This window comes from Bradyrhizobium genosp. L (assembly GCF_015624485.1).
In the GTDB taxonomy this organism is placed as follows: domain Bacteria; phylum Pseudomonadota; class Alphaproteobacteria; order Rhizobiales; family Xanthobacteraceae; genus Bradyrhizobium.
Window position 1 is genome coordinate 5,758,060 of the sequence record NZ_CP061378.1, and the last position, 16,966, is coordinate 5,775,025.

The 16,966-nt window shown below is 63.8% G+C and carries 11 protein-coding genes; 7 read left to right on the forward strand and 4 right to left on the reverse strand.

What is annotated here, in order from left to right; all coding sequences use genetic code 11:
• The first annotated feature begins 71 nt into the window (after positions 1-71).
• The 4 genes from IC762_RS27475 to IC762_RS27490 all read left to right on the forward strand — a co-directional run bounded on the left by IC762_RS27475 (position 72) and on the right by IC762_RS27490 (position 5,794).
• Entirely contained in the window at positions 72-743 is a 672-nt protein-coding gene (locus tag IC762_RS27475) for a DUF4286 family protein (RefSeq protein WP_195785306.1), read from the forward strand.
• Between the two features lie 248 nt (positions 744-991).
• Positions 992-2,791 carry an FAD-dependent oxidoreductase gene (locus IC762_RS27480; RefSeq protein ID WP_195785307.1) on the forward strand — a complete coding sequence of 600 codons (1,800 nt, stop codon included), beginning with the start codon at positions 992-994 and terminating at the stop codon, positions 2,789-2,791.
• Positions 2,761-4,608 (forward strand): 2-oxoacid:acceptor oxidoreductase subunit alpha, encoded by a 1,848-nt coding sequence (locus IC762_RS27485; protein ID WP_195785308.1) that lies wholly within the window; start codon positions 2,761-2,763, stop codon positions 4,606-4,608. Before IC762_RS27480 ends, IC762_RS27485 begins: the two co-directional genes overlap by 31 nt.
• 130 nt (positions 4,609-4,738) lie before the next feature.
• Positions 4,739-5,794: a 2-oxoacid:ferredoxin oxidoreductase subunit beta gene (locus IC762_RS27490; protein ID WP_195785309.1), complete on the forward strand. Its 1,056-nt coding sequence runs from the start codon at positions 4,739-4,741 to the stop codon at positions 5,792-5,794.
• A gap of 185 nt (positions 5,795-5,979) precedes the next feature.
• Here IC762_RS27490 and IC762_RS27495 read toward each other — a convergent pair whose 3' ends face one another.
• The 4 genes from IC762_RS27495 to IC762_RS27510 all read right to left on the reverse strand — a co-directional run bounded on the left by IC762_RS27495 (position 5,980) and on the right by IC762_RS27510 (position 12,247).
• Complete coding sequence (locus tag IC762_RS27495) at positions 5,980-7,170, reverse strand: ABC transporter substrate-binding protein (RefSeq protein ID WP_195785310.1); 1,191 nt, start codon at positions 7,168-7,170, stop codon at positions 5,980-5,982.
• 216 nt (positions 7,171-7,386) lie between these two features.
• Complete coding sequence (locus IC762_RS27500) at positions 7,387-8,931, reverse strand: SpoVR family protein (RefSeq protein ID WP_195785311.1); 1,545 nt, start codon at positions 8,929-8,931, stop codon at positions 7,387-7,389.
• Complete coding sequence (locus tag IC762_RS27505; RefSeq protein WP_195790313.1) at positions 8,931-10,202, reverse strand: YeaH/YhbH family protein; 1,272 nt, start codon at positions 10,200-10,202, stop codon at positions 8,931-8,933. Before IC762_RS27505 ends, IC762_RS27500 begins: the two co-directional genes overlap by 1 nt.
• Before the next feature lie 101 nt (positions 10,203-10,303).
• Positions 10,304-12,247, reverse strand: a complete 1,944-nt coding sequence (locus IC762_RS27510) for a PrkA family serine protein kinase (RefSeq protein WP_195785312.1) — start codon at positions 12,245-12,247, stop codon at positions 10,304-10,306.
• Positions 12,248-12,771: 524 nt separating this feature from the next.
• Here IC762_RS27510 and IC762_RS27515 point away from each other — a divergent pair.
• From IC762_RS27515 to IC762_RS27525, 3 genes are all read left to right on the forward strand, one after another.
• Positions 12,772-13,398, forward strand: coding sequence for a hypothetical protein (locus tag IC762_RS27515; protein WP_195785313.1), 627 nt, complete (start codon positions 12,772-12,774; stop codon positions 13,396-13,398).
• 44 nt (positions 13,399-13,442) lie between these two features.
• Positions 13,443-13,889, forward strand: coding sequence for a DsrE family protein (locus IC762_RS27520; protein ID WP_195785314.1), 447 nt, complete (start codon positions 13,443-13,445; stop codon positions 13,887-13,889).
• 225 nt (positions 13,890-14,114) lie between these two features.
• Entirely contained in the window at positions 14,115-16,961 is a 2,847-nt protein-coding gene (locus tag IC762_RS27525; RefSeq protein ID WP_195785315.1) for a bifunctional transaldolase/phosoglucose isomerase, read from the forward strand.
• Positions 16,962-16,966 lie beyond the last annotated feature (5 nt).

The window sequence follows — 16,966 nt, forward strand, 5'->3', positions numbered from 1 at the left end:
GGGAACCGGCTTCCCTGCGCGATGTCGTTCGGCGATATTGCATCGAGAAAACAAGGCGAGAGGAGCAATCGATGCCGATCGCCGGACAAGGCATGCTGCTGACATCGATGGATGTCGATCCCTTACACGAAGCTGAATTCAATCGCTGGTACGATCGCGAGCATATCGAAGAACGCGTCGCGATCGACGGATTCGTCGAGGCGCGCCGCTACGTCGCCCATGACGCCAAGCCGAAATATCTCGGCCTCTACACGACCGCGACCTTCGACGTGCTCGACAGCCCGACCTATCGCAAGGCGCTCGCCAACCAGACCGAATGGTCGAAGGCGAATATCGCGCGCTTTGAGAACATGATCCGCGGCGTTGCGCGCATCTCGATCAGCCGCGGCGTGGGCAGAGGCGCAGCGCTCGGCATCATCCGGTTGCGTCCGCCCGCCGACGGAGCGGAGAAGCTGCGCGATGCGTTGCGCGAGCAGCTCGATCCGTCGCAGCTCGACGGCATCATCTCGATGCATCTGCTGGAAAACGATCCGGTGCTGTCGAAGCCGCTGACGCCGGTCGCCGCGAAGGCCGATCCCGGCGCCGGCGACTGGTTCGTGCTGATCGACGCCACCGAGCCGGGCACTGTGCCATCGGCTGCGGCGCGCATCACCGACAATGCCGCGTTCAAGCCGCTGGTCGTCACCAGCGGCGTCTACCGCCTGCTCTGGGATCTCGCCAAGAGCGACCTGCCGCGGGATTAATCGGCGTCATGCGGTGGTGCGGCGTTCATGCTGCACCGCCGCATAACGCAATCGAGATTAACGCTGCGCGCACATCAGCCGCGCGAAAGCTGATGATCGGACAATTTAGCCTTTGCCTTCCCTGGAACGGCTCTAATAAGATAAGCCTATGATCCAATTCAAAAACCAGAACAACGCCGCGTGAGCGTTCGTCGTCAACGATAAGGCCGCGCATCAACTGGCATTTTCCGCGCGGGTCAAAGGTAGGAATGAAACCGACTGATATCTCGGCGCCGGACTACTTTCATAAAGTGGTCGATTGCCAATGGGCCTGCCCCGCACACACTCCAGTTCCTGAGTACATCCGGTTGATTGCTGAGGGGCGTTATAGCGACGCCTACATGATCAATTGGCAGTCCAATGTGTTCCCGGGAATCCTGGGACGCACCTGCGATCGTCCCTGCGAGCCGGCGTGCCGTCGCGGGCGGGTCGAGGAGACCCCGGTCGCGATCTGCCGCCTCAAGCGTGTCGCCGCCGATTTCAAGGACGACATCACGCACCGCCTGCCGCGGCCGGCCGCGAAGAACGGCAAGCGCATCGCACTGGTCGGCGGCGGTCCCGCCTCGCTCGCGGTGGCGCGCGATCTGGCGCCGCTCGGCTATCACTGCACCGTGTTCGACGGTGACCCCAAGGCCGGCGGCATGATGCGCAGCCAGATTCCGAAATTCCGGCTGCCCGACAGCGTGATCGACGAGGAGACCGGCTACATCCTCGGCCTCGGCGTCGAGTTCAAGGGTGGCCACCGCGTCGACAGCCTGAAGCAGCTGCTCTCCGAGAATTACGACGCGATCTTCGTCGGAAGCGGCGCGCCGCGCGGCCGCGAGCTCGAGATTCCCGGCCGCAAGGAGGCCGCCGCCAATATCCATATCGGCATCGAGTGGCTCGCCAACGTCTCGTTCGGCCATATCGACAAGATCGGCCGCCGCGTCATCGTGCTCGGCGGCGGCAACACCGCGATGGACTGCTGCCGCACCGCGCGCCGCCTCGGCGGCGACAGCGTCAAGGTGGTGGTCCGCTCCGGGTTCGAGGAGATGAAGGCCTCGCCGTGGGAGAAGGAAGACGCCATGCATGAGGACATCCCGATCCTCAACTTCATGGTGCCGGTGGCATTCAAGCATGTCGGCGGCAAGCTGATCGGCGTCACCTTCCAGCAGGTCAAAGCCGAATACGACGCCAATGGCCGCCGCAATCTGGTGCCTTCGGGCGAACCCGATCAGACCATTCCCTGCGACGACGTGCTGGTTGCGGTCGGCCAGGAGAACGCGTTCCCCTGGATCGAGCAGGATTGCGGCATCGAATTCGACAAATGGCACATGCCGAAGGTCGATCCCAAGACGTTCGTCTCGACCAATCCGAAGGTGTTCTTCGGCGGTGACGCGGCGTTCGGGCCGAAGAACATCATCTGGGCGGTGGCGCACGGCCACGATGCCGCGCTCTCGATTCACAGGATGGTGTCCGGCGAGGATATCAACGAACGTCCGCTGCCCGAGGTGCACGTCTCCTCGCAGAAGATGGGCATCCACGAGTGGAGCTACGACAACGACATCTCCACCGACAAGCGCTTCAAGGTGCCGCATCGCGACAAGGTGATCGCGCTGAAGGACATCCGCGCCGAGGTCGAGCTCGGCTACGACGTCAAGCTCGCGCTCGGCGAGGCGGAGCGCTGCCTGAATTGCGACGTGCAGACGGTGTTCGCAGCCCCGCTCTGCATCGAATGCGACGCCTGCGTCGACATCTGCCCGATGGACTGCATCACCTTCACGGCGAATGGCGAAGAGGATGACGTCCGCGAGCGGCTCAAGGCGCCCTCGCCGCATCACGACCAGGCGCTCTATGTCTCCGGCGACCTCAAGACCGGCCGGGTCATGGTCAAGGACGAAGACGTCTGCCTGCATTGCGGGCTGTGTGCCGAGCGCTGCCCGACCGGCGCCTGGGACATGCAGAAGTACCTCATCGATATGGTTCACGCAGGATCAACATGTCAGTCCAAAGCCCGATCAGCAGCGTAAACGACTTCGTCGTCCGCTTCGCCAACGTCAACGGTTCGGGCTCGGCCTCCGCCAACGAACTGTTCGCGCGGTCGATCCTGCGCCACGGCGTGCCGGTCTCTCCACGCAATATCTTCCCCTCCAACATCCAGGGCCTGCCGACCTGGTATGAGGTGCGCGTCACCGAGCAAGGCCATCTCGGCGCCCGCGGCGGCGTCGACATGATGGTGGCGATGAACCCGCAGACCTGGGACAAGGACGTCGCCGGCATCGAGCCCGGCGGCTATCTGTTCTACGATTCGACCAAGCCGATGCCGTCTTCGAAGTTCCGCGAGGACATCAACGTCATCGGCGTGCCGCTGACCGCGATCACCAATTCGACCTACTCGGATCCGCGGCAGCGCCAGCTGTTCAAGAACATCATCTATCTCGGCGCGCTGTGCGCGCTGCTCGACATGGACCCCAAGGTGGTCGAGCAGCTGATCGGGGAGCAGTACAAGGGCAAGGAGAAGCTGTTGTCCTCCAACGTCCATGCGCTGCATCTCGGCCGCGACTGGGCGCTGCAGAATTTGAAATGCCCGATCGGGCTGCGCGTGAAGAAGTCCGACAAGGTCGGCGACCGCATCTTCATCGAGGGCAACAGCGCGGCCGCGCTCGGCGCCGTCTATGGCGGCGCCACCGTCTGCGCCTGGTATCCGATCACGCCGTCCTCCTCGGTGGCCGAAGCCTTCACCGGCCATTGCAAGAAGTACCGCCACGATCCCGAAACCAAGCAGGCGAAATACGCCATCGTGCAGGGCGAGGACGAACTCGCCTCGATCGGCATCGTGATCGGCGCCTCCTGGAACGGCGCGCGGGCCTTCACCGCGACCTCGGGTCCCGGCATCTCGCTGATGACCGAGTTCATCGGCCTGTCCTACTTCGCCGAGATCCCGGCCGTGATCATGAACATCCAGCGCGCCGGCCCCTCGACGGGCATGCCGACCCGCACCCAGCAATGCGACGTCATCGCCTGCGCCTATGCATCGCACGGTGACACCAAGCATGTGCTGTTGTTCCCGGAAGATCCCGCGGAGGCTTTCGAGTTCGCGGCGCACGCCTTCGACCTGGCCGAACGGCTGCAGACCACGATCTTCCTGATGCTCGACCTCGACATCGGCATGAACCACCGGCTGTGCCGTCCGCTGAAATGGGACGACGCCAGACAATATGACCGCGGCAAGGTGATGACATCGGAGATGCTGGAAGAAGGCCGCGACTTCGGCCGCTATCTCGACGTCGATGGCGACGGCATCCCCTATCGCACCTATCCCGGCACCCATCCGACCAAGGGCTCGTATTTTACCCGCGGCACCTCGCGTGACCGCTATGCGCGCTATTCGGAGGAAGGCGCCGTCTACGCCGACAACATGCAGCGCCTGGTACGCAAGTTCGAGACCGCGCAGGACATGGTGCCGCGGCCGCTGCAGGCCAATGCCGGCAAGCCGACCAAATACGGCGTGATCTATTTCGGCTCGACCTCGCCGGCGATGGACGAGGCGATCGGCCTGCTGGAGGCGCGCGGCCATCACCTCGACCGCTTACGCATCCGCGCCTTCCCGTTCCACTCCAGCGTCGCGAGCTTCATCGCCGACCATGATTTCGTTTACGTGGTCGAGCAGAACCGCGATGCCCAGCTGCGCCAGCTGATCGTCAACGAAAACGGCATCGACCCCGTCCGGCTGGTGCCGATCCTGCACTATGACGGCACGCCGATCACCGCGCGCTACATCGCCAACGCGATCGCCGACCACCAGGACCATCTCAAGGTGACCCCTCTCCGCAAGGCCGTGTCATGATCGATCATCCGGTCTTTCCGGCGTCATGCCCGGGCTTGACCCGGGCATCCACGACTTCCTTTTCTCCGGCCAAGACGTGGATGGCCGGGTCAAGCCCGGCCATGACGTGGTTGGAAGCGCAGGTGCAGTCATGACCTACATTGCAAAGCCGAAGTTTCATCATCCCGGCCTCAAGAAGAACGAGCTCGGCTATACCCATCGCGACTACGAGGGCAAGATCTCGACCTTGTGCGCCGGTTGCGGCCACGACTCGATCACCGCCTCGATCATCGAGGCCTGCTACGAGCTCTCGATCGAGCCGCACCGGGTGGCGAAGATCTCCGGCATCGGCTGCTCGTCGAAGACACCGGACTATTTCCTCGGCAACTCGCACGGCTTCAACTCGGTGCACGGCCGCATGCCGTCGGTGCTGACCGGCGCCAACCTCGCCAACCGCGACCTGATCTATCTCGGTGTCTCCGGCGACGGCGACTCAGCCTCGATCGGCTTCGGCCAGTTCGCGCATTCGATCCGGCGCGGCGTCAACATGACCTACATCGTCGAGAACAACGGCGTGTACGGCCTGACCAAGGGCCAGTTCTCGGCGACCGCCGACCGCGGCTCGAAGTCCAAGAAGGGCGTCACCAACACCGACAACGCCATCGACCTGGTCGCGATCGCGCTGCAGCTGGGGGCGACCTTCGTGGCGCGCTCCTTCTCCGGTGACAAGACGCAGCTGGTGCCGCTGATCGCGGCCGCGATCCGCCACAAGGGCGCCTCCTTCATCGACGTGATCAGCCCCTGCATCGCCTTCAACAATCACGCCGGTTCGACCAAGAGCTTTGACTACGTCCGCGAGCACAATGACGCGGTGAACCGGCTCGACGTGCTGGTCGGCCGCGAACCGATCAGCGTCGATTACGCGCCCGGCACCGTGCAGGTGGTCGAGCAGCATGACGGCTCCAGGCTGGCGCTGCGCAAGCTCGACGCCGATTACGATCCGCATGATCGGCTCGGCGCCCAGACCTTCCTCGCGAGGCACGCCGCCAAGGGCCAGATCGTCACCGGGCTGCTCTATGTCGATCCGGACGCCGAGGATTTGCACAGCCATCTCGACACCGTCGAGACGCCGCTCAACACGCTCGACGAGAAGGCGCTGTGCCCGGGCTCAGCGGTGCTGGACAAGATCAACGCCAGTTTGCGCTAAGCACTCATTCTCGCCGGCGCGTGGCAGGGACGTGCAACAAACTCTGTGTCGTCCCTGCGAAAGCAGGGACCCATAACCACCGACGCAGATTGTCAGGCTACGCTGGAACGACGAGCGCCGTTCACAACAGAAGCCGCGGCGTATGGGTCCCTGCTTTCGCAGGGACGACAGCGGAGTTAGTGACGCTACTTGTCGCTCAGCACATCTCCGAACAGCGCCCACGACTTGCCGTCGAACCGCGCCATCTGGATCTGCCGGATCGGCGTCACGTTGTCGGGCTCGGTCTGAACCTTAATGCCCGGCAGCAGCATCGGCAATTCGAGCGCCTTCAAATTCGTCGCCTGCTTGATGATGTTGTCGCGGCTGTAGTCGCCGTTGCAGTTCTTCAGCACCGCGGCCATCACCTGCGCTACCGTATAGCCCTGCGCGTTGAAGAGATCGCCCATATTCGCGTTCGGCTGATACTTCTTCATCCAGGCCGAAAACTCCTTCTCGCCGGGATCGTCGGCCCAGCGCGGATCGGTCGGATCCTTCAGATAGAGCCCGGTCACGACGCCTGTGACATTCTCGAGCCCGGCCGGCTCGAGCACGGCGGAGACCGAATTGGAGACCGACGGCAGGATGGTCAGCGGCTTCCAGCCCATGCTCGCCGCCTTGCGCAGCGCTTGCGCCGCGAATTTCGGCGTCGCCTCGGCGAAGAACACGTCCGCGCCGGACTCCCGCATCGTCACCATCTGGGAGTCGATGGTCGGATCCGACGTGAGGTACGTCGTCTCGGCGACGATCTGGCCGACATGCTCGCCGAGCCCGTCCTTGAAGCCCTTCAGGTAATCCTTGCCGGCGTCCTCGTTCGGCGTGATCACGGCGATCTTGGCATCCGGCTTGGTCTGCAGGACGTACTTTGCGTAGAGCTTGCCCTCGAGCTCGTAGGTCGGGTTGAAGCCGACGGTCCAGGGAAAATGCTTGGGATCGTTCCAGCGCGTCGCGCCGGACGAGACGAACAGCTGCGGCACCTTCTTGATGTTCAGGTACTTCTGCACGGCGATGTTCGGCGCGGTGCCGACCGAGCTGAACAGCGCGACCACTTCATCCTGCTCGACCAGCTTGCGGGTCTGCTCGACCGTCTTCGACGGCGAATAACCGTCGTCGAGGCTCTCGAACTCTATTCTGCGGCCGTTGATGCCGCCCTGATCGTTGAGCATCTGGAAATAGGCGGCTTCCGCACGTGCGACCGTGCCATAGGCGGAGGCCGGGCCGCTGTAGGGCGCGGTGTTGCCGATCTTGATCGACGTCTCGGCGGCAACGGACGGCGAAATCAACGGGGTCGTGAGCGAGGCAATGGCGAGGAGGCTCGCCAGAGATGTGCGAGGTGACAAGAGCGTATCCTTTTCTTGGTCTTGTTGATGCGGCGCACCTTATCCATCGCGCCCGCGCAGGCAACCGGCAACGGCGCTCGCACTGGATGCGCAATACGCATCCGGGAACGCAAATGTTGCCTTGATGTTCGTGATGTAAACCTTCGGCGATCACGAAGGTTCATCGAGCGAGACATCCATTCCGCGAGACGGGCGCGCGGAATGGATGCAGGGTCGTTATGCCGCCACCGCAGCACTGCGCGGGCTGACGACGAATTCCTTCAGCACCTTGTCCGACCCGTCGACCTCGGTCAGCATCACGTCGTAGGTCCAGAGATCGGCGAGGTGTTGCAGTACGCGCCGCGTATCGCTCTCGTTGAGCTGCGCGCCCTTCACCGTGGTGTGACGCAGCATCAGGCGGCGGTCGCCGGCGAGGTCGACGTCGATCACCTCGATATTGGCATCGACGAAGCCGACGTCATATTGCCGCGCCAGCTCGCGCCGGACGCGCCGATAGCCGCGTTCGTCATGGATCGCATCGACCTTGATGCCGGCGCTTTCCGCCGGATCGTCGTGCAGATGGAACATGCGGAAGCGCCGGATCAGCGCCGGGCTGAGATACTGGCTGATGAAGCTCTCATCGCGATAGTTGCTCCAGATCTCGCGCAGCACGCCCTCGACGTCGCCCTTGCCGGCGATGTCGGGGAACCAGTGGCGGTCCTCGTCCTCCGGACTGGTCACGATGCGCTCGATGTCCTGCATCATGGCGAAGCCGAGCGCGTAAGGGTTGAAGCCGGAGTAACGGCGGTCGTCGAACTCGGGCTGGAACACCACATTGGTGTGCGACTGCAGGAATTCGAGGAAATTGCCGTCGGTGATCCGGCCCTGCCGATGCAGGCGGTTCATGATGCGGTAATGGACATAGGTCGCGGTGCCCTCGTTCATCACCTTGGTCTGGCCCTGCGGATAGAAATACTGCGCGATGTGCCGCACGATGCGGATCAGCTCGCGCTGCCAGCCGTGCAGCCGGGGCGCCGACTTCTCCAGGAAGTACAGGATATTCTCCTGCGGCAGCCCGAGCAGCGCGCGGCGGCGTTCGACCGAGAGCGCGGCCTTGCTCTTGGCCTTGGTGTTGGGCACCGTGCGCCAGAGATCGTTGAAGATGGCCTCCTCGTGCTGCCGGCGCTCGCCGGCGCGCTTCTCCTCGGCGCGGAGGTCGAGCGTCTTCTTGCCGGGATAGCGGTCGACGCCGTGCGACATCAGCGCGTGCGCGGCGTCGATGGTCCGCTCCACCGCTTCGCTGCCGTGGCGATCCTCGCAGGCCGCGATGTAGCCCTTGGCGAATTCAAGATAGTCGAGGATGCCGTCGGCATCGGTCCACTGCTTGAACAGATAATTGTTCTTGAAGAAGTGGTTGTGCCCGAACGCCGCGTGCGCGATCACCAGCGTCTGCATCGTCGCGGTGTTCTCCTCCATCAGGTAGGAGATGCACGGCGACGAGTTGATCACGATCTCATAGGCGAGGCCCATCAGGCCCTTGCGGTAGGACGCCTCCTGGAACGCGAACTGCTTGCCGAACGACCAATGCTTGTAGAACAGCGGCATGCCGACCGAGGAATAGGCGTCGAGCATCTGCTCGGCGGTGATGACCTCGATCTGGTTCGGATAGACCTGGAGCCCGAGCTCCTTGCGGGCGATCTCCTCGCAGGCATCGTGGATCCGCTGCAGGGTCGGGAAATCCCAGTCGGCGCCCTCGAACAGGCGTTCGCCGGAAGAAGCCATTACGCAACCCTTTCCTGCTTGCTGCGGCGCTTGAACAGGTCCTGGAACACCGGAAAGATCTCGCCGCGCTCGCTGACCTTGCGCATCGACAGCGGCGCGCCGTCATTGCGCAGGCGCTCGTACAGCGTCCAGAGCGAGGAGTCCGGCATGTCGAAGGTGTAGTTGGCGGCCTCGCCGACCTCGAGGTAGGCGAAGAACTGGCAGGCCGGCAGGATGTTGTTGGTCAGGAGCTGGCCGGTCAGCGCGCTGTCCGACGTCATGTTGTCGCCGTCCGAGGCCTGCGCGGCATAGATATTCCAGTCCGAGGGACGGAAGCGGGTACGGACGATCTCGTTCATCGCGACCAGCGCGCTCGACACCAGCGTGCCGCCGGAGGCGGGGCCGTGGAAGAAGGTATCCTCGTCGACTTCCTCGGCGCGGTCGGTGTGCCGGATGAACACGATCTCGACATGCTTGTAGCGCCGCTTCAGGAAGACGTAGAGCAGCATGTAGAACCGCTTGGCGAGGTCCTTCATGTGCTCGGACATCGAGCCCGAGACGTCCATCAGGCAGAACATCACCGCCTGCGCCACCGGCTTCGGCACCGTCTCGAAGCGGCGGTAGCGGATGTCGATCGGATCGATGAAGGGAATGCGCTTGACCTTGGCCTTCAGCGCTTCGAGCTGCGCGATGAGCTCGCTCCGGCGCGTCTCGTTGTCGCATTGCGCAAGCTCGGCCTCGAGTGCCTCGATCTCGTCCTTGCGCGGCCGGCGCAGCGCCACGCGCCGCGCCAGCGCGCGGCCCACGGTGCGGCTGATCGAGATGTTCGCCGGCGAGCCGGAGGTGGAATAGCCGGCGCGCTGGAGGCCCTCGCTCTCGGTCTCGGCGAGCTTGCGCTTGGCAAGGTCGGGCAATTCGAGGTCGTCGAGGAACAGGTCGACGAATTCCTCGCGGCTGAGCACGAAGCGGAAGGCATCCTCGCTGTCGCCCTCGCCGGCGCCCGAGCCCTTGCCGCCGCTCTGGTTCGGCCGCGGCAGGTAGTCGCCCTCGATGAACTTCTTGTTGCCGGGCAGCACCATGTCGCGGGTGCCGCCCTCGCGCCGGAACCGCGGCTCGTCCATGCCGTCCAGCGGGATCGTCACCTCGCCGCCTTCCAGGACATCCTTGATGTCGCGGTCCTGAGACGACTTCTTGACGGCTCCCTGCACCAGCGCCTTGGCGCGCCGCAGGAAGCGCTGGCGGTTCTCCAGGCTCTTGCTACCCGGATTGAGCCGCCGATCGACGATATGCATGACCACGTTGCATCTGCCTCACGCCGTGATGCGATTGATCGCACCACATTTCCCTGTTTGACGGAACACGGAAAGCCGTTGGCGGCTTTCCGGATGCCACGCTAGCCGGCCTGCTTCACCCGCATGTACCATTCGACGAGCCGGCGGACCTGGCGCTCGGTGTAGCCGCGCTCCACCATCCGCGCGACGAATTCGCCGTGCTTCTTCTCGGTCTCGCCGTCCTTCTTGGAGCCGAACGAGATCACCGGCAGCAGATCCTCGACCTGCGAGAAGATCCGCTTCTCGATCACGTCGCGGACCTTTTCGTAGGAGGTCCAGCTCGGGTTCTTGCCGCCATTATGCGCCCGCGAGCGCAGCGAGAATTTCACCACCTCGTTGCGGAAATCCTTCGGGTTGGCGATGCCGGCCGGCTTCTCGATCTTGGTCAGCTCCTGGTTCAAGAGCTCGCGGTTCATCAACTGGCCGGTGTCGGGATCCTTGAAGTCCTGATCCTCGATCCAGGCATCGGCGTAGTCGACATAGCGGTCGAACAGGTTCTGGCCGTAGTCGGCGTAGGATTCCAGATAGGCCTTCTGGATCTCGTTGCCGATGAACTCGGCGTAGCGCGGCGCGAGGTCGGCCTTGATGAATTCGAGATAGCGCTTCTCGGTCTCATCGGGCAGCTGCTCGCGGCGGATCGACTGCTCCAGCACGTACATCAGGTGCACCGCGTCGGCGCCGACCTCGGTGGTGTCGTGGTTGAAGGTCGAAGCCAGCACCTTGAAGGCGAAGCGGGTCGAGACGCCGTCCATGCCTTCGTCGACGCCGGCCGCGTCCTTGTACTCCTGGACGCTGCGCGCCTTCGGATCGGATTCCTTCAGGCTCTCGCCGTCATAGACCCGCATCTTGGCGAACAGCGTCGAGTTCTCGTGCTTGCGCAGCCGCGACATCACCGAGAAGCGGGCCAACGTCTCCAGCGTCGCCGGCGCGCAAGGTGCGGCGGCAAGCTCGGAGGTCGTGATCAGCTTGTCGTAGATCTTCTGCTCCTCGGTCACCCGCAGGCAGTACGGCACCTTGATGACGCAGATGCGGTCGATGAAGGCCTCGTTGTTCTTGTTGGTCTTGAAGCTCTGCCACTCCGCCTCGTTGGAGTGCGCGAGGATGACGCCCGTGAAGGGGATCGCGCCGATGTTCTCGGTGCCGATATAGTTGCCTTCCTGCGTCGCCGTGAGCAGCGGATGCAGCATCTTGATCGGCGCCTTGAACATCTCGACGAATTCGAGCACGCCCTGGTTGGCGCGGTTCAGCCCGCCGGAATAGCTGTAGGCGTCGGGATCGTTCTGGGCGTAGGTCTCGAGCTTGCGGATGTCGACCTTGCCGACCAGCGAGGAGATATCCTGGTTGTTCTCGTCACCGGGCTCGGTCTTGGCGACCGCGATCTGGCGCAGCCGCGAGGGCTGGATGCGCGCGACGCGGAATTGCGAGATGTCGCCGCCGAACGCCTCGAGCCGCTTGTAGGCCCACGGCGACATCAACCCGCTCAGGCGGCGGCGCGGAATGCCGTACTTCTCCTCGATCATCGGCCCGAGCTGCTCGGGATCAAACAGGCCGAGCGGCGACTCGAACACCGGCGAGAGTTCGTCGCCGGCCTTCAGCACGTAGATCGGATGCACTTCCATCAGCGCCTTGATCCGCTCGGCGAGCGACGACTTGCCGCCGCCGACCGGGCCGAGCAGATAGAGGATCTGCTTGCGCTCCTCGAGCCCTTGCGCCGCGTGGCGGAAGAAGCCGACGATGCGCTCGATCGTGTCCTCCATGCCGTGGAAGCCGGCAAAGGCCGGATAGGACCTGATCGTACGGTTCAAAAAGATACGGCCAAGGCGTGGGTCCTTGGCCGTGTCGATCATCTGGGGCTCACCGATCGCCGCTAATAACCGCTCGGCCGCATTGGCATATCGCATCGGATCACTTCGACACGACTCCAGATACTCCGCCATCGACATGTCGGTCTGGCTTCGCGCTTCGAACGACCTTGCGAAGGCGTTGAACAAAGAATCGTTGTACATGATCCCTCTCTCCACGATATGTATCGCCGCACGACTGACACGAGTCGCAACTAAGAGCATCCAAGGATCGAATCAGCGTCGGCACGCTAGGTTCATTGGACACCCGACCGACTCACTTCGGCAACGCACGGCGCGTGCAGCCTCTGCCTTATCAACAGGCAGGAAGCTTAATGGTTCATCAATATCCCCTGACAAGGGCCTGATTTTCCGGGCTGTAGCGCTCCCGCCACATCCGGGTTTTACCGGGCCTGACCGCCAGGACGGACATCCGAGCCGGGCAACTTCCCCGTCCGACAATGAACCGTTGGGCTCCTCTGAAAAGGTGTGACTGTTGGGCCGTGGCGTCAAGATACGCACCTCACACACCGCATCAACAAAGCTTCGGGAGCGGCTTGAACGTGCCTTGCTGCCGCCGCGACTAAGGCAAGACCAGCGCAGTTCCGCGCGGCACCATTGCCGCGCATCCATGTTGATGCCGTCCGAGCGCCCCCTATTCCCGAGCAAACCTATTCCCGATAACGGCCATGAAACGGATCATCCTTGTTGTCCTCGCAGTTGCGGCAAGCGCCGGTACGATGTTGGCGGCCCAAGGCGGCGCCCAAGCGCAGGAGGCCGTCTCCAAGGCGAAGGCTGCGGCCTTCGACGCGCGGATGTTCAAGGTCGCCGTCACCGGGAAATCGGCAGCCTGCTTCGTGCGAAGCTACGACACCAGCCATCTCGCGCAACACCCGATGCAAAAGGTCAGCGCGATGAAGCTCCTGGTCGAGGCGGAGCGCGTGCCGGAGACCGGGACCGTCAACTATGCCGTCAGCATCGGCATCCAATACCGCGATCGTCCCGGCAATTTCGAATCCGGCGGCTACTGCGGTCACGTCATTGCCACCGCGGCTGGCCACGAATTGCGTTACGAATGTGCCGCCGATTGTGAAGGCGGTGGCATGACTGTGGCACTCTCGAAGGATAACAAATCCGCGATCATGCGCGTGGCGCGCATCGGCATCTCCGATCCGAGCAAGCCGAACGAGTATACCGGCGAAATGCTGGTCGGCAGCGGCGACGACAAGGTCTTTCGGGTCGATCGGGTCGACGTCAAGGAATGCGCCGAACTGATGACCGATCGCGCGGAAGTCGCCGCAGTCACCCACGAGTGATAGGCTTTGCTGAGAGGCTTGGCCGGCAATTGCGGGAGGAAGCTTTGCATCGACGCGGTATTCTATGGGGCGCGACTGCCGCGATCGGCGCCGTCTTTGCGGCGTCGCGGGCGGATGCCGCGACGGAGGCGACAACGAAGAAGCTGAAGGTGGTCTATCACCTCTCCGATCTCGACAAGGTCAACTTCGTGCTCGGCAACGTCCAGAACCACATTGACGGCGTCGGCGGCCCCGACCATGTGACGATCGCCTTGGTGGTGCATGGCCAGGCGCTGAAGGCGTTTCATTCCGCCGGCGCCAATCCCGATCTGTCGCGACATGTCGGCCAGTTCACCAAGGACGGTATCGAGCTCGCCGCCTGCGGCAACACCATGAAATCGCAGAACATCGGCCTCTCCGACCTGCTCCCCCGCTTCGTCAGCGCCGACAGAGGCGGCGTGGTCCGCCTCGCCGAGCTGCAGTCGCAGGGCTACCTCTATCTGCGGCCCTGAGCTCATCGCGCTTTAGCGCACCGCAACACGTCATAAAAATGTACTGAGACCGGGCTCTCCTCGGATCGCAATCCGGAGGGGATCGAACTGATGTGATTGGCGTTATCCGTCGGGAACGCTGACATTCCGCCCGGGCTCCCCGCCGCATGTTGACAATCCGCCCCCGCCCCCGAAAGCTGCCCGGGAACCCAAAAACCGACCCTCGATCGAACGAGAACAGGCCCCATGAACCCCGTCAAAGCACTCGAAAATCACGGCCAGGCCGTCTGGCTGGACTTCCTCGCCCGCGGCTTCATCGCCAAGGGCGACCTGAAGCGGCTGATCGAGACCGACGGCGTCAAAGGCGTGACGTCGAACCCGTCGATCTTCGAGAAGGCGATCGGCAGCTCCGACGAATATGACGGGGCGATCAGCCAGGCCCTGAAGCACGGCGACCGCTCGGTGGCCGACCTGTTCGAGCATGTCGCGGTCGAGGACATCCAGCATGCCGCCGACGTGCTCCGCCCGGTCTACGACCACAGCCACGGCGGCGACGGCTTTGTCAGCCTGGAAGTGTCGCCCTATCTGGCCATGGACACCAAGGGCACCATCGCGGAAGCGCAGCGGCTTTGGAAAGACGTTCACCGCAAGAACCTGATGGTCAAGGTGCCGGCAACGCCGGAGGGGCTGCCGGCGATCGAACACCTGATCGGCGAAGGCATCAGCATCAACATCACCTTGCTGTTCGCGCAGAAGGTCTACCGCCAGGTCGCGGAGGCCTATCTGAAGGGTCTTGAGAAATACGTCGCCAAGGGCGGCGATCCCTCCCATGTCGCCAGCGTCGCCAGCTTCTTCGTCAGCCGCATCGATAGCGCCGTCGACAAGCAGCTCGACGAGAAGATCGCCCGCGCCAACGACCCGTCTGAGAAGGAGCGGCTCGCCGCGCTGAAGGGCAAGGTCGCGATCGCCAATGCAAAGCTCGCCTACCAGGACTACAAGCGCCTGTTTTCGGGCGCGCGCTGGGACAGGCTGAAGGCCAAGGGCGCCAAGCCGCAGCGGCTGCTGTGGGCCTCGACCGGCACCAAGAACAAGGACTACCGCGACGTGCTCTATGTCGAGGAGCTGATCGGTCCCGACACCGTCAACACCGTGCCGCCGGCAACCCTCGACGCCTTCCGCGATCACGGCAAGACCCGCGACAGCCTGGAAGAGAACGTCGAGGACGCCCGCCACGTGCTGGAGGAGCTGGAGAAGTCCGGCGTCTCGCTCGACGCCATCACCGAGGAGCTAGTCAAGGACGGCGTCAAGCTGTTCGCCGACGCGGCCGACAAGCTCTACGGCGCGGTCGCCCACAAGCGCGCGACCTCGCTCGGCGGCGGCATCGACCACCAGAAGCTCGCGCTCGGCGCGACCATTGCCAAGGCGGTCGAGAAGAGCACCGAGGACTGGCGTGCCGCGGCCAAGATCCGGCGGCTGTGGCAGAAGGACAAAACGGTCTGGACCGGTGACGACGAGAACAAATGGCTGGGCTGGCTGACCAGCGCCGCCACCGCCGACGTCGCCGATTACGAGGATTTCGCCCGCCGCGTGAAGGGGCAGAATTTTACCGACGCCGTCGTGCTCGGCATGGGCGGATCGAGCCTCGGGCCGGAGGTGCTGGCCGAAACCTTCCCGCACAAATCCGGCTTCCCGCGGCTGCATGTGCTCGACTCCACCGATCCGGCGCAGGTCCGCGCGATGGAGGAGTATGTCGACATCTCGAAGACGCTGTTCATCGTCTCCTCCAAGTCCGGCGGCACCACCGAGCCGAACGTGATGAAGGACTATTTCTTCGACCGCGTCAGCAAGGCGATCGGCGAGGACAAGGCCGGCCATCGCTTCGTCGCGGTGACCGATCCCGGCTCCTCGCTGCAGAAGCTCGCGATCAAAGAGGGCTTTGCCCGCATCTTCTATGGCGATCCCGCGATCGGCGGCCGCTATTCCGTGCTGTCGCCGTTCGGCCTGGTGCCGGCGGCCGCGGCCGGCATCGATGTTCGCGGCCTGCTCCATCACACGCTGTCGATGGTGCGCTCCTGCGGCGCCGACGTGCCGCCGCACGAGAACCCGGGCGTGCAGCTTGGCCTGGCGATGGGCATCGCAGGGCTCGAAGGCCGCGACAAGGTGACGATCTTCTCCTCGCCCAAGGTTGCCGATTTCGGCGCCTGGACCGAGCAGCTGATCGCGGAATCCACCGGCAAGGACGGCAAGGGCCTGATCCCGATCGAGGGCGAGACCATCGGCGCCCCCGATGTCTACGGCAACGACCGCTTCTTCATCGACCTGCGCACCGAGAACGAGCACGACGGCGCGCATGAGGCAAAGCTCGCCGCGCTTGAAGCCGCCGGCCATCCGGTGGTGCGCATCGCGATGAAATCGATCGACCATATCGGCCAGGAATTCTTCCGCTTCGAGATCGCGACCGCGGTCGCAGGCTCGATCCTCGGCATCAACCCGTTCAACCAGCCCGACGTCGAGGCCGCCAAGATCAAGACCCGCGAGCTGACGGCAGCGTTCGAGAAGACCGGCTCGCTGCCTGCCGAGAAGCCTGTCGTATCGGCGGCAGAGGTCGATCTCTACACCGACGCCCAGAACGCCGACGATTTGCGCCGGGGCGGCGCCAATGGCGACCTCAACTCCTGGATCAGAGCGCATCTCGCGCGTTCCGGCAGCGGCGACTACGTTGCCCTGCTCGCCTATATCGAGCGCGACGGCGATACAATCGACGCGATGCAGGCAATGCGGCTGAAGCTGAGGGACGCCAAGCATCTGGCGACCTGCGCCGAGTTCGGCCCGCGCTTCCTGCATTCGACCGGCCAAGCCTACAAGGGTGGCCCCGACAGCGGCATCTTCCTGCAAGTGACGGTCGACGACCCGCACGACCTGGCGGTGCCCGGGCAGAAGGCGAGCTTCGGCGTGATCAAGGCGGCACAGGCCCGCGGCGATTTCGACGTGCTCACCGAGCGTGGCCGGCGCGCGTTGCGGGTCCATCTCAAGGGCGATCTCGCTTCCGGCCTCGCGGCGCTCGATGCCGCGATCTCGGCTGCGCTGAACTGACGGAG

Bases quoted from the DNA above. Each gene is read 5' to 3' on its own strand.
- IC762_RS27475 (WP_195785306.1), top strand. From the start codon at position 72: ATGCCGATCGCCGGACAAGGCATGCTGCTGACATCGATGGATGTCGAT.
- IC762_RS27480 (WP_195785307.1), top strand. From the start codon at position 992: ATGAAACCGACTGATATCTCGGCGCCGGACTACTTTCATAAAGTGGTC.
- IC762_RS27485 (WP_195785308.1), top strand. From the start codon at position 2,761: ATGTCAGTCCAAAGCCCGATCAGCAGCGTAAACGACTTCGTCGTCCGC.
- IC762_RS27490 (WP_195785309.1), top strand. From the start codon at position 4,739: ATGACCTACATTGCAAAGCCGAAGTTTCATCATCCCGGCCTCAAGAAG.
- IC762_RS27500 (WP_195785311.1), bottom strand. From the start codon at position 8,931: ATGGCTTCTTCCGGCGAACGCCTGTTCGAGGGCGCCGACTGGGATTTC.
- IC762_RS27505 (WP_195790313.1), bottom strand. From the start codon at position 10,202: ATGCATATCGTCGATCGGCGGCTCAATCCGGGTAGCAAGAGCCTGGAG.
- IC762_RS27510 (WP_195785312.1), bottom strand. From the start codon at position 12,247: ATGTACAACGATTCTTTGTTCAACGCCTTCGCAAGGTCGTTCGAAGCG.
- IC762_RS27515 (WP_195785313.1), top strand. From the start codon at position 12,772: ATGAAACGGATCATCCTTGTTGTCCTCGCAGTTGCGGCAAGCGCCGGT.
- IC762_RS27525 (WP_195785315.1), top strand. From the start codon at position 14,115: ATGAACCCCGTCAAAGCACTCGAAAATCACGGCCAGGCCGTCTGGCTG.